The sequence below is a fragment of the Gelidibacter mesophilus DSM 14095 genome (assembly GCF_000423005.1).
GTDB classification, from domain to species: Bacteria; Bacteroidota; Bacteroidia; order Flavobacteriales; family Flavobacteriaceae; genus Gelidibacter; species Gelidibacter mesophilus.
In genome coordinates this window covers 59369-73153 of record NZ_AUHD01000004.1, presented here as the reverse complement: position 1 = coordinate 73153, position 13785 = coordinate 59369, and the positions used below count along the sequence as shown (strand labels likewise).

Annotated in this window: 8 protein-coding genes; 5 read left to right on the top strand and 3 right to left on the bottom strand. The window is 39.6% G+C overall.

What is annotated here, in order from left to right:
* Positions 1–92 precede the first annotated feature (92 nt).
* The 4 genes from G525_RS0103755 (at position 93) to G525_RS0103740 (ending at position 4493) form a co-directional block, all read left to right on the top strand.
* Entirely contained in the window at positions 93–953 is an 861-nt protein-coding gene (locus G525_RS0103755; RefSeq protein ID WP_027124966.1) for a universal stress protein, read from the top strand.
* A 12-nt stretch (positions 954–965) separates the two neighbouring features.
* Complete coding sequence (locus tag G525_RS0103750; protein ID WP_027124965.1) at positions 966–1808, top strand: universal stress protein; 843 nt, start codon at positions 966–968, stop codon at positions 1806–1808.
* A gap of 336 nt (positions 1809–2144) precedes the next feature.
* The gene (locus G525_RS0103745) at positions 2145–2822 is read left to right on the top strand and encodes a class I SAM-dependent methyltransferase (protein ID WP_027124964.1); all 678 of its coding nucleotides are present in this window, start codon (positions 2145–2147) and stop codon (positions 2820–2822) included.
* A gap of 852 nt (positions 2823–3674) precedes the next feature.
* A complete protein-coding gene (locus G525_RS0103740) occupies positions 3675–4493 on the top strand; it encodes a GIY-YIG nuclease family protein (RefSeq protein WP_027124963.1) in 819 nt (272 codons plus the stop codon).
* A 367-nt stretch (positions 4494–4860) separates the two neighbouring features.
* On the opposite strand, the gene G525_RS0103735 is transcribed toward G525_RS0103740, so the two are convergent.
* The gene (locus G525_RS0103735; RefSeq protein WP_245577721.1) at positions 4861–8202 is read right to left on the bottom strand and encodes a T9SS type B sorting domain-containing protein; all 3342 of its coding nucleotides are present in this window, start codon (positions 8200–8202) and stop codon (positions 4861–4863) included.
* A gap of 655 nt (positions 8203–8857) precedes the next feature.
* The gene (locus G525_RS20140; protein WP_035478968.1) at positions 8858–10246 is read right to left on the bottom strand and encodes an MATE family efflux transporter; all 1389 of its coding nucleotides are present in this window, start codon (positions 10244–10246) and stop codon (positions 8858–8860) included.
* Positions 10247–10465: 219 nt separating this feature from the next.
* Between G525_RS20140 and G525_RS0103725 the strand changes: the two genes are divergently transcribed.
* Positions 10466–11995: a glycoside hydrolase family 10-like protein gene (locus G525_RS0103725; RefSeq protein ID WP_035478966.1), complete on the top strand. Its 1530-nt coding sequence runs from the start codon at positions 10466–10468 to the stop codon at positions 11993–11995.
* 176 nt (positions 11996–12171) lie between these two features.
* Here G525_RS0103725 and G525_RS0103720 read toward each other — a convergent pair whose 3' ends face one another.
* Positions 12172–13773, bottom strand: a complete 1602-nt coding sequence (locus G525_RS0103720) for a GMC family oxidoreductase (protein WP_027124960.1) — start codon at positions 13771–13773, stop codon at positions 12172–12174.
* Positions 13774–13785 lie beyond the last annotated feature (12 nt).

The window sequence follows — 13785 nt, the reverse complement described above, 5'->3', positions numbered from 1 at the left end:
AGAAATTCAATGTCTTATTAACGTCTGATAAATATCATGTTTTTTGGAGTGTTGATTTTATAATTTTATGAATCGACAAACCTTTGAACATCATGATTTCAATACTTATTCCCACCGACTTTTCTAAAAATTCAATGAATGCAATTACTTATGCGTTGGAGTTTTTTAAGTACCAAACAGCAGAATTTTACTTTATGCATGCCTATCAAAATGAATTGCAAGATCATGATGCTTTGGTCTCCCGTACAGTTTTTGATGATATTTTGGATGGTGTCAGGAGTCAATCCCAAATCAATTTAAAAAGCTTACTGCATACTGTTGAAAAAATGACACCTAACCCTAGGTTTACCTACCATACCATTTCTGCCTACAACTCACTTGTAGAAGAGGTGAATTATATTGTTGAGTCCAAAAACATCGATTTGATTGTTATGGGAACTAAAGGCAAGGCTAATGTGAAAAATACAGACTTTGGGAGCCAAACCTTTCAGGTCTTAAACCATGTGAAATGTCCTGTTTTGGCCATCCCGAGCAATTATACCAATCCTCAACCCAAACATATTCTGCTTCCATCGGATTATTCAATGTTTTACAAACCTCGCGAATTAAAGATATTGTGCGATTTGGCCACTCCTTACCACAGTGTTATTGATGTTCTATATGTCTCAAAAAAGTCTAAATTATCCACGCGACAAGCAAATATCCAAGCCTATTTAAAAAACACCATTAGTAAAACTGAAGTAAATTTCCCTCTCTCGCCAGGCATAAGAATAGCTGAAACCATCCAAAATTATATAAAAGGGCACGCTATTGATCTTTTGGTTATGGTCAATACGCGACACACTTTTTTGGAAAATATGTTATTTCCATCTACCTTAGATAAAGTGAGTTTTAATCTTACTATTCCACTATTGGCGATGCAGAATACTGCACGTCCAACACCAAACCACTAATACAAACAGATTATGAAAAATATACTTTTACCTACTGACTTTTCAGACAATGCTTGGAATGCCATTAAATATGCCATCCAATTGTATAAAGATGTGGAATGCACTTTTCATCTTTTTAACGCCTATACGCCCATTATTTATCACGTGGAATATGTGTTGATCAATCCTGCACAGTTTGGTTTGGGAGATGCCGTGAGAGATGCTTCACAAGTGGGATTACGTCAATTGAACACCAGTATTTTAAATGAATTTGGCGACAATCCCAATCATACATTCGAAAAGATTGCACGATTTGACACTCTGATTTCAGGAGTGAAAGAATTGATAAAAGAACGCCATATTGATCTTATAGTCATGGGGACCAAAGGTGCTACAGGAGCAAAGGAAATACTGTTGGGTTCTAATACTGTGCAGGTATTTAGGGAAATCAAATGTCCTATTTTAGCCATTCCATCTGACTTTGAATATGCCCCGCCTCACGAAATAATGTTTCCAACCGACTTAGAAGTTAACTACAATAACACCCCGCTCAATGTGCTTTTAGAAATTGCCGTTGCCCATCATGCACGGGTAAACGCCATGCATGTATCATCAGGTTATGAATTGACCAAAGTTCAGCTCAACAACAAATCAGAATTGGAGTCGCTCTTTAAAAAGGCTGCTTTTTTATTCCACGATGTGAGAAGTATGGAGATTATTGAGGCTATAAATGAATTTCAGGTCAAGCATAAAATCAATTTGTTGACCATGGTTAATAATAAGCATTCGTTCTTTGAGAATTTATTTTTCAAGAATACCGTCAACCAGATTGGCTTCAATTTAAATGTTCCGTTTTTGGTCCTACCATCGAACTAAATAGAAAGTTCCTTTTCTTTACATCTAAAGAAAAAAGATGCTGCAAGAAATTTTGGCTTTTATTCTAGTTGCGCTAGTGCTGATGTCTCTTAATATTAAAGATGCTTGAATTGATACGGTTGGTAAAGGTGGTTTTAAAAAAGGCTGAAATTTTGGTAAAACTTTGAAAATGGACGGATTCTCAAATCTCTCAGCTTTGGTGATAACCGGTTGTCGTAGACATCACAATTGGACAAAGCTTTTTTTAGGATATAATTTGGTAGAGGTACTGTCACGGAAATGATAGATAAACAGTACTTTCGTTTTACATTAAACTATACAGCCTAAAGCACCATTATGACAAAGAAAGACAGTTCGACTCCACGTATCAAGAAGGCTTGGCCAACTAAAAGGGCTATGGAACAGGTGTATGCCATGCAACTTTGGGGAAGTAATCATTCTGACTTTTATTCGGGGGAGGGATCACATCTTTCAAACATCGTTGATCCTTATCTAGAGGCTGTCAAAGTGTTTTTAAAATCGTTTAAAATTCCGCTAGTGGTATGTGATTTGGGTTGCGGTGATTTTAATGTCGGATGGGAATTGGTAACGTATACCAGAAAGTATATTGCTGTAGATATCGTAGCGGATCTCATTGCACACAACAAAGAGAAATATAAAGAAGAGAATTTAGAGTTCCACTGTTTGGATCTCGCGGTAGACCAATTGCCTCCTGGCGAAATAGCTATCGTCAGACAGGTCTTGCAACATCTCTCCAATACTGAAATACAACAGATCCTGAAAAAATTAAGCCATTTTAAATATGTGCTCTTGACCGAACATTTGCCAAAAGGAGACTTCCTCCCAAATACCGATATTATTTCAGGACAAGGCACGCGACTGAAAAAAGGAAGTGGGGTCAACCTATTGGCCGTACCATTTTATTTTAAGGTGAAAACCGCAGAACACTTATGCGCTGTGACTTTAAAGAGTGGGAACGGCGTGATTGTGACGACACTTTATACGGTTTTTTAAACGCATGCTCTAAATTTAATAATCTATTCACCTTGAAGTTAAAGCCATCAAATATTCCATCTGGAAGAATTATGAAGCATGAACAAGATGACCTATTTGTTTTCACTAATTTTATTGCCCTAACACTTTAAAACACTTAAAATTTATCTAACCCCTGGACTAAAAGACAAAGAGTACCTCAAGGAATTTGAAAAAAGTCTGGTTGAAACCTAGTCTAGCCGTAAAACAGGAAACAAACGGTAATAGAAATGTCTTTAATTTATGTTGTGCTTTTATTTTTCTTTTTTCATCGATGTTATACAAGCATGCTTAACATACATATCAAACATTTTAAGAGCTAATTCAAAGTGTTCTTTTTTCAAACTAATTGAAAACTGTGTTAGTTATATGAGATCGTAATGCGACCAAAATTATGCAGACATACAATAGCGTAAGATGCTTTCAAAAAGCAAAACAAAGCGAGCATTAAGGAATTTTTTTTATCAAAAACAGCAACAACTCAAAAATTCTTTTTCCCACAGGAAATAAAGTATAAAATTTTGCCTAATTTTATGCACTTGCACCATATTGTAAAAAATTAATTCAGTTTGAAGCATTTTCTTAAGTGTTACACCAAATTTCTGTAACATTAGGAGCATGCTTTAAGAATGCCAATTGGTCAATGTGGCATGATCTTCTTAGTCATGAATCATGCTAGGACATTCAGTTTGGAGCTTTTAAAATTCCAATTTCAAGCCATGAAGTTGATAATCTTAATAAATATGTCACTATGTAGTCTTTAACCACTAGTTAAAACCTAATCTAAAGTTTAAAATTCTAACAAAACAACCTCATTAATCAAGTGATTAACATATGACTTTACACGAAGCGATACAACAAGCTTTATTGAAAGCAGGAAAATCCTTAACTGCCCCTGAAATTGCTGAAATTTTAAATGCCAATAGCTGGTATAGTAAAAAAGATGGTTCTGATATAAAAAGTAGTCAGGTGGGAGCTAGCATAAAAGGTAACCCGCATCTTTTTACTAAAACCAATACCTTGATTGGCTTAAAAACGACCGAGGGCATCATTGCTAAAAAATCAACGCCCAAAAAAAAGCAAGTTTCCGTAAATAATATTGGCCTGGATCCTAAGTTGTTGATGAAAGTTTTAATCAACGAAAAGAATTTTAAGTCTCTTAGTGAGTGCGAGAAGAATATCCCAAACGGCCCAGGACTTTATGCGGTTCGTATAAAGGATCCAAAAGCATTGGATATCGTATTTTCCAATGTTCTAGCAGAGCGCAATCATACCCTCCTTTATATTGGTAGTGCTTCCAAAAATTTGCAAAAGCAATTTTTTGAGCAAGAGCTGAGGGCTAAAGGTCATGGTACTTTTTTCAGGACTATGGGCGCTGTGCTAGGTTATTTGCCTGAGCCAGGTTCTCTTATAGGGAAGAGCAATCAAAACAATTATAAGTTTTCATCTGAAAACGAACAAGAGATCATCCAATGGATAGAAGAGCATTTGATTTTTAATTGGATTGCTACTTCTACCGATCTTAATTCAATTGAAAAACAATTAATTAAAGAACATCTGCCTTTGTTGAATTTGGCAGAAAATCCTGGGGTTATTAATAATGTTAGGGTTATGAGAAATAAGTGTAAGGTGATTGCACAGGGCAATGATTAACATCATACACAGGACCTCGTATTAAATTTGATTTTGCGAGTTTGGCAATCTAGCCCGCGTGTTGAAGATGTCATTTTGCCACTCTATAATCTTAATCAAGAACTTCAATTAATCGGCAATCATTTAGCTTATCTAATACATTATTAGCTTCACTTTGAAAAATCTCTTATTATGGCAATTCCTTAGTTCACAAACACAATATGCACCTGATGGATCACCATTTCTGGGATTATTCCAAACTAAAAAATGCCAGCGCCAAATCTTAAAAAATATGGAGTGAGACCATTAAGGGGTTTACAGGGTAATCAGATTAAAGTCTGTAGCATCATAGCCTTGTTAGAAACATGATGTGTTGACGAGGAGCGTGTTAGCGTTTCAGAGTGAAATGTCCCGAAAAACTGGTGCCATTGCCGAGATCTACATTAAACCAATAGTCATTGGCCAACATGGGACTACCGTTATAAAAGCCGTCCCAACCTAAATCATGCGCGGCTAATTGGGTCAATACTTTCCCAAAACGGTCGTAAATGAATACCTTGGAATTTGGAAATTCAGTGATGCCTTTCAGGTGCCAAGAGTCGTTATAGCCATCCGTATTGGGTGTAAAAAATTTGGGGTAATCCAAAATGATGACTTTCTTTGAGGCGTCGCCACATCCATCTTTATCTCTTGCGTACACCTTATAGATGCCGCCTCGGACATTTGGAAAATAATTGCTGTCTTGGTAGCTGATGCCATCTATTGAATATTCAAAGCTGCCATTGCCAGAAACGATGACTTCGATAAAATTGTTCCCTAAATCGCCGTAATTGACGTGCTGTATGGTAGGTAAGATCGAACGGGTCAAATGAAATGAAAAGGAGTTTTCGCAATACAGTCCAGGTTTTAATTGGGTTACTTTGAGAACATAACGGCCTTCGGCTATAATTTCGGCATGGGCTGTTGATGAAATGGTACTGCCGTTTGGTCCAGACCATTCGTAAGTATCGAAATTTGGATCTACAGATAGGATGATGGAAGGGTCCAAATTACAAATGAAATAGTCGTCCTCTAAATTGATTTCCGGTAAACGGTTGACGATCAAGTCGAAAGTAGTTTCAGAGTAACAAGAACGGTTCAGTGCGTTTTCAACGCGTACAGTTATGGTTTGTTGATAGGCATTTGTATTGATAAAAGAATTGGGCAATGGGCTTGGTAGTGCATTTCCTTGGGCATCATAATAACGAACGGTCAAGCCGGTCTGATTTCCTATCAATGCTGATTCAATCGCCGAAGTATCAAAATAGGCAAAACCATTGCCAATATCGCAGGCGTACAAATCATTTGGTGTATTGATATGCGGCTGTGTTGAGGTTTCAAGATAGAGTAGGGTTTCAGCATAGCAACCGCTTTGAGGATTGGTGACCCTTAAGGTGATTTGTTGGGCGTGGGCTTCCGTATTGGTCAGCGGATTTGGTAAAGGTGCGGGCAATACCGTCCCGCTGGCATCAAAATAAGATACGACCATTCCAGTTTGTGTACCTATAGCCTGGGCCTCAACATGTGAAGTATCGAAATACTCTGAAATCCCGTCATCGTTGTCATCACACCCGATTAATACATCCAACGAATAGGCCATTGGCTGCTCATTGACATTTAAGCTAAACGTCAATTCGTTCTGGCAGCCTGTTACATTATTCGTGACGCGCACGGTGATTAGTTCCTTATTTGGAATCCTGTTGACATAAGGATTGGGCAAAGGATTGGAAAGCGGATGGCCATCCCCATCAAAAATGGCCACGGAGAGGCCGGTTTGACCTCCGATAACGGTGGATGCCACAGTACTTAAATCGAATTCCGCAAAACCATTGGAGCTGATTTCACAGCTCGTAAAATCTGGAATGTTGGTTAATGCTGGCAAAGGATGGACAATTAAATCGAAGGTGGTCTCAGAATAGCAGCAAGGATTATCCTGATGTGCCACGCGTACGGTGATTGTTTCAACATCCCTAACCGTGTTGGCGAACGGCTGGGGAAGTGCACTGTAGCGAGCGCCACTGCCATCTATAAAAGTCACAATTTTATCGACCTGCCCTTTTAAAACTTGCTGCGTCACCGTTGAAAGATCAAAAGTGGAGGCAATGCCTGTATCAAAAAGATCTTCACAGGCATAGAAGTCATCGATTCCGTACGCGTGTGGTGGCTGCTCGATGTCAAAATTTTCACTGATCACTTTAATACTGCCATCACGGGCCGTCACTGTTGCGGTAATGGTATGGATCCCATCTGCTGTGAAATCATGATAAGGTGTTAAACCCGTGGACGTGTTATTGGCCCCTGAAGCGGGATCTCCAAAATTCCAGAGCACAGACGCAACGTTGGCACTATTTTCCACCCTGAACTCTTTTAAAAATTCAGAACAATTATTGGACATATTGATTTCGAAATTATTGGTGACATGCCGTGTTCTCCCGGTGACATTGATATAGTAATTGATATTGGGGTTGGTCACAGAAATATATTCCTGAAAAGGTGGACAACCCAAAGCTTCCGATCGCAGCCAGGACTCCCCCGTACTCTGTGCGCCACCTGCAATAAACGCTAAACCCGAACTGCTCGCACTGCCCAAATTAAAGACCTCCACCAAGACTTTATCAACATCTGCGGGAATCACAATGGGCGTCCCAAAAACAATATCAAAAAGGCGAGGCCTCGACCCAAAATAGGGGACATTGATAATCCGACTGCTGCCAATTAAATCGTCCTCAGAATAGGATGCCGGAAAGTTATCGTCAATTTTATAAATATTAAATTGAACCTTTACGTCATAAACCCCAACACTTGCAAAGGCGACTTGGGCTCTATCAATAATAAACTCCTCGTTGTTGGATACACTAAAATCTTTTAAAACAAACGACCGCGCATATTTCAATCCGCCCCAACTACAACTATACTGTCTGACGTTGACAACATCCTCACATTGATTATGTGTCAAACGTGTAGGTGTGCCTAAATTGGTGGTCGAAATTCGTTCTCCCGTGACATTGATAAAAAAATTGGCGTCATGTACCGGAGGATCAAGATGTTCTGTGTCCATGTGGGGATAGGACACCTGACATCCCCAATAATAAGAAGTTCCAGTATCTGCTTCGGTACCTGCGATATACGCAAGAGAAGTCGCATTGTTATGACCATCATAAGACTTTCTTACTTCAACCAAAATACGATCGATGCCATCAGGAATGACCACGGGAACATCAAAATGGATCGTGATTATTTCCGGTACGTCTCCAATAACAGGGATATTGACTTTTTGACTGCTTGCAATAAGATCTGTTCGGGAAGAGTGGGAATTGGGAAAATCGGAATCAATGACAAAGATGTCAAACTCCAAAGTCCCCCCACCTAAAGAATTATAGATGGCCACTTGTCCCGAATTGATAACAAATTTATCATTTTGGGAAATCCCGAAATCGGAAAGCGTAAATGCTCTTGCCCAGGCTTGTGTCGATTCACATGAAGGCATTGACGTATGGATGGGTACGTTGCCTACATTATAGCTTAAAGTGGTTTGGGCGTCTAAGTGTTGAAAGGGCAGAAGAAGGAGTATAAAGGCAATACATTTAAATATATTTCTTGGGTAATTTTTAATCATACTGGGTGTTGTAATGTTGGTTTGGGGCCAAGGTTTAAAATAAGGTTTTATAATCCGTATTTCGAACTGCTTCATAACAACACATCTGTAGTGAGAGCAGTAGCTTTTAGTATTTTTATTCTCAAGCAATATAGAATATTTACCTAGTTTATGATATAAAACACGAACAGATATTACATGTCTTTATCGATAGGTTTAAAATTAAGGATTGTCTAAATAGATCCTTAAGACATTATCTTCTGCGCTTTAGTTAAGTGCAGAATTCTTCAAAAATTCGTTGGTTTTATCAAAATCACCTCCCTAAAGAGGAAGTATTAGTGTGAAAATCACCAATGCTTATAGAAAAAAAGTAAAAAATTAATTGTTAGATATATAGCATTTAGAGCCTAAGGCATAGAAAGGGATATTTACAAAAAACTTAGAGGGATTCACTTAAGCACTGCAATAGCGACTGAAACTGCCTAAAATATTAGGTGTAAATTTTTGACCAACGGCTAGGGTTCAATAATTATCTAGTTAAAGATTAAAATCCTGCCCCTGATAGCTATCGGGATTTAGTGCAGCTCATTTATTTTCTATAAATATTTTGGCCACAGCTGTCCCGGTTTTTTCGGGAAACACCCAATAATAAGGTGTTTTATCAGCAATTTCATGAAACAGACTTTCAGCCCGCCACTAGTGTAAAGCTATTCTTTAAACCAATTTATCCACTTTAAGTAAGACCCCAATCTTATTCATGCGCCGTTAAAAAACTGCGGTCGCGAATCACTCTTTTTTTCCAATACCCAGTTTTGAAATAAGCAAAGGCCACAATGCCAGCAATCAGGTTGGATATGGGGAAAGACCACCAAATACCCGTTGGTCCCATGTCCAGCTTATAAGACAGAATATAAGCTAAAGGAAAGCGGACTACCCAAAGAGACATAATGGAAATCAGCATGGAGGCTTTGGTGAATCCTGCACCGTTAAAAGTCCCGTTCATCACCTGTTGGAGCCCGAGAAATCCAAAACTAACGGACATGATTTTAATAAACAGAGCACCATCTTGGATGACCTGAGGATCATCGGGAATAAAGAATGCGGTTAAAGGTTCCGCCACCAAAAACATGATCAGCCCCAATCCGGTAAACCCAAAGAAGGCCACCTTGGCACTCATCCGCGCAACCTTTTCTGCTCGTTTAATTTTTAAAGCTCCGATGTTTTGGCCTACTAAAGACGTTGTAGCAATGCCCAATCCTAGGGCGGGTACCACGATAAAGCTCAACATCCGGGCCCCGATTCCGTAGGCCGCGACAATATCACTACCAAAACTGGTAACGATCACCATCATCATGGTCATGCCCAATGCCCGCGTAGATTGTTCTATACTTGCTGGAAGTCCTAAATTGAAGGTTCTTTTAAGGTATTCCATATTGAAATACATGGACGACAACGCAATTTTAATCCCGTTATTCCCCCTAAACAGAATGAACAGGCCAATAGTAGCCGCAACTGCTTGGGTAATGACGCTAGCCACTGCGGCACCGGCTACTCCATACCCCGGAATAGAGCCATAGCCATAAATGAACAGTGGATCGAGCACTGCGTTCAGGATCACTGTACATAGGACAATATAAACAGGCATCATCACATTGCCTATGCCCCTCATGAGCGATTGGAAAATAAAAAAGATGAATAAAAAAACGAAACCTAAAGAAGAAACTCTAAAATAGGTTACCGAGTCCTCAATAATATCCGGTCCCGCACCAATGACTTTCATCAAAGGTCCAGCCGAGAAATAACTACCCACCGCCAAAATGATGGAGGTTAAAAAAATCAAAAAGACGCTTTGTGAGGAACTAAAATCTACCATTTTTTGGTTATTAGCTCCTTGGTAGCGGGCTACCATAACGGTGCCTGACAGGGTTAGCCCAGCGCCAATGGAAAGCACCAAAAAGAGCAAAGGAAAACTCAAACTTACCGCTGCTACAGCATCGGCACCAATCCGTCCCAACCAAAATGTATCAATAAGCTGATAGGCGGATTGGAGGATATTTGCAAAAATAATGGGCAAGGCTAAACTGACGAGTGAGCTAAGGATTCGTCCTTCTGTGTATTTGTTTTTTTTAGGGGTACTCATATTTGCAAAATTATAACAACCATTCCGATGTGATACCTAAAATCGTCTTAATACTTGAAAAAATAATAAAATGAAATCAATGAGGTGAATCTTAAAGGCTTGAATCGTTTAGGAATGATCGATCTGAGACTATAAAATGTTAAAAATGTCACTAAATGTGACCTGCTTTTTGACTATTGGATTTTAAGTTTATAATTTGCTTAATTATACCCACACATTATGGTCTTTAAAATAAAATCTCTTATTATACTCCTGTTTTTAATGTTGGCACTGTATGGTTGCAAATCTCCCAAACATATAAGAGCAGCTGCACCTATTGAAGATGAAGTTCCACAAGTGATGCGTGAGTTTCGGGCAGCATGGGTGGCTACCGTGGCAAATATCAATTGGCCCAGCCAGCCAGGTCTGTCCACTCTGGAACAGCAGGATGAAGCCTTGAAATTATTAGATTTTTTAAAGGATCATAATTATAATGCAGTGATTTTTCAGGCAAGACCGCAGGCGGATGCTTTGTATAATAGTCATTTGGAGCCTTGGTCTTTCTTTCTGTCTGGGGAAGTTGGAAAAGCGCCATCGCCCTGGTATGATCCTTTAAGTTTTTGGATAGAAGCAGCGCATGACCGCGGATTGGAATTGCATGTTTGGTTAAATCCGTATCGCTCGCATCACACTACAGGAGGTGAGGTCGTACCAAAATCCTTAGTAAAAACGCGTCCTGAACTCATGGTGTCTTTAAAAAATGGCTTGTGGTGGATGGATCCTTCCAAACAGGCAACTCAAGACCATTCGTCGGCGGTGGTGATGGATATCGTTAAGAGATATGACATTGACGGGATTCATTTTGATGATTATTTTTATCCGTATGCGGCCTATAATGAGGGATTGGATTTTCCTGATGCCGAAAGTTATCAGAGCTATTTAAAAACGGGAGGGACGTTGGACACCTCTGATTGGCGAAGAGCAGCCGTTGATGGTTTTGTGAAGCGCATTTATCAGGAAATTAAAGCTGTGAAACCTGAAGTAAAATTTGGAATCAGTCCGTTTGGGATTTGGAGACCTGGGTATCCTGAATCTATTTTGGGCATGGATCAATATAACGAACTGTATGCCGATGCGAAACTTTGGCTGAATGAAGGGTGGATTGACTATTTTAGTCCGCAGTTGTATTGGAAAATCAATCAGATTAATCAAAGTTTTCCGGTTTTATTGGGCTGGTGGGAACGTGAAAACAATAAAAATCGTCATTTATGGCCCGGGATCAGAATTGATTACGGTGGCGATGACGCCAATGTCGATGAAACCATTAATCAAATCATGACAACGCGCGGTATGGATTCGGGAAGTATGGGTACCGTGCATTGGAGTATTGCGCCCTTAATGAAATACGCCAACCTTGCCAAAGCTTTGGTTGAAGGGCCGTATAAAACTCAGGCTTTAGTACCCGCAAGCACTTGGCTCGATGACAACTTGCCAAAAATGCCTTTGGTCAACACAAAAATTGAAGACGATAGCGTAATTATTTCCTGGAGCCATCCGGAATCCGAAGCCATTTTTAAGTGGGTAGTTTTCTATAAGTATGACGATGTTTGGGAATATATCATTTTGGACCGTACTAAAAGTACTATGGAATTAGCGCTTTTTCAAGAAGATGAAAAGGCGGGGCATTCGCTGACAGACATTGGAGTGACGGCAGTTGATCGAATTGGCAATCAGAGCGGTTTCAAGAACATCAAGATAATAAAGAAATAGTTGCTTGAAGAGCTATCTAAGGGATTTACGTCAGTAGTATAACACTCTTCAAATGGTTTTGTGAAGGAAAGGTTTACTGTCTGATTTTACAACAATGCCCTGATTAAAATGCAGGTTTTCCCCCGATGTGCATTTTTCTTACTGAAGACTATCGTATCAAAAAAAACTGAACCTGCTCAGCGCGCATTCAAGATCATATCTGCACCCTTTTCAGCAATCATTACTGTTGGCGCATGAATATTACTTCCGGTGATGGTGGGTAGGATAGAAGAATCAATGACCCTAAGATTCTTAATGCCATAAACTTTTAATTCAGGATCCACAACCGCCATGGCATCGATTCCCATTTTACAAGAACTGGCCGTATGGTAAACCGACTCGACCTTGCTCAAAATAAACTGCCTGATCTGATCGTCTGTAGCTACTTCTTTTCCTGGCATTTCCTCTTTCTTGACGAAGGGTTCCATGGCGGGATGCGCTAAAATGTTTCGGGCAATCTTAACGCCTTTCACCAAAGCTTCAAGTTCCATGGTGTCATCAAAATAATTCGCCTGAATGATGGGGGCATCAAAAGGGTTATTAGAGGTTAAAGTGATGCGACCCCTGCTTTTTGGTCGCATATGGCAGAAATGAAGAACAAATCCTGCTTTTGTTGGTGTTAAAGGTTTTCTGCCGTGTGGAAACATTCGAATTGGAGCAAACTGTAACTGAAGATCAGGAACGACAATGCCAGCCTCTGATTTTATAAAGCCTCCGGTATCGGTTGGTGTAAAAACAATTGGGTTTTTGTTACGATAAAATTTTGAGAAAAATTTTAAAATAGAAGGTTTGGGCACGGTGGTCAGTGAAGAGTTCGACTTGTCAAGATACCTCAAGATGACATCGGGATGGTCCTGTAAATTTTCTCCAACTCCTGGCAGATCATGGATTAGTGGAATATGATGTTTGGCCAATTCAGATGCCGGTCCGATACCTGAAAGCATAAGAATTTGTGGTGAATTAATGACCCCTGCACTTAAAATGACTTCTTTAGCGGCTGAAATTGTCGTGAGTTTCTTGTTTTTCTTTAAATCAAAGTAAACAACGCCGGTTGCAGACTTATTTTCGATGTTTATCTTTTTAACATGGGCATGAGTAATCACGGTCAGGTTAGGACGGGATAAAACAGGATTTAAGAATGATGCGGCAGAATGGCAGCGCTGGCCGTTTTCAGTTTGATTAATTTGAAAAAAGTCCACCCCTTCATAATTTGCGCCATTAAGATCACGGTTTCTTGGAATTCCAGCTTCTTGACAGGCTTCGATAAATGCCGTACTCGCAGGAAAATGAAAATTTGGATCTATAACATTCATAAGTCCTTGGTCGCCATGGTAAGAATCGGCACCACGATGCTGCTTTTGAGATTTTTTAAAATAGGGGAGTACAGCATCATAATCCCAGCCGGTGTTTCCAAGTGTTGCCCAATGGTCATAGTCTGATTTATGCCCACGGGTATAAATCATGGCATTGATGGCACTTGACCCACCCAGAGTTTTTCCTCTGGGCCAGTAAAATTTTCTTTTGCCCGTCTTGGAATTCCCGATCGCATAATTTCTCCAATTGTAAGTTTTGCTATTCATTAAAAATAGCATATTCATAGGGTTGCAATTACGGATCCAATGGGTATGGTCAGAAGGACCAGCTTCTAGTAAACAGACTTTATTTTCAGGGTTTTCTGAAAGTCTGTTGGCCAAAAGACATCCGGCCGAACCGCCTCCAATAATGATATAATCGAACATATAATTTGTAGT

What these genes read in the sequence shown, in the direction of transcription:
- G525_RS20140 (WP_035478968.1), bottom strand. Translation starts at nt 10,246, where the DNA reads ATGAGTACCCCTAAAAAAAACAAATACACAGAAGGACGAATCCTTAGC.
- G525_RS0103755 (WP_027124966.1), top strand. Translation starts at nt 93, where the DNA reads ATGATTTCAATACTTATTCCCACCGACTTTTCTAAAAATTCAATGAAT.
- G525_RS0103725 (WP_035478966.1), top strand. Translation starts at nt 10,466, where the DNA reads ATGGTCTTTAAAATAAAATCTCTTATTATACTCCTGTTTTTAATGTTG.
- G525_RS0103740 (WP_027124963.1), top strand. Translation starts at nt 3,675, where the DNA reads ATGACTTTACACGAAGCGATACAACAAGCTTTATTGAAAGCAGGAAAA.
- G525_RS0103750 (WP_027124965.1), top strand. Translation starts at nt 966, where the DNA reads ATGAAAAATATACTTTTACCTACTGACTTTTCAGACAATGCTTGGAAT.
- G525_RS0103745 (WP_027124964.1), top strand. Translation starts at nt 2,145, where the DNA reads ATGACAAAGAAAGACAGTTCGACTCCACGTATCAAGAAGGCTTGGCCA.
- G525_RS0103720 (WP_027124960.1), bottom strand. Translation starts at nt 13,773, where the DNA reads ATGTTCGATTATATCATTATTGGAGGCGGTTCGGCCGGATGTCTTTTG.
- G525_RS0103735 (WP_245577721.1), bottom strand. Translation starts at nt 8,202, where the DNA reads ATGAAGCAGTTCGAAATACGGATTATAAAACCTTATTTTAAACCTTGG.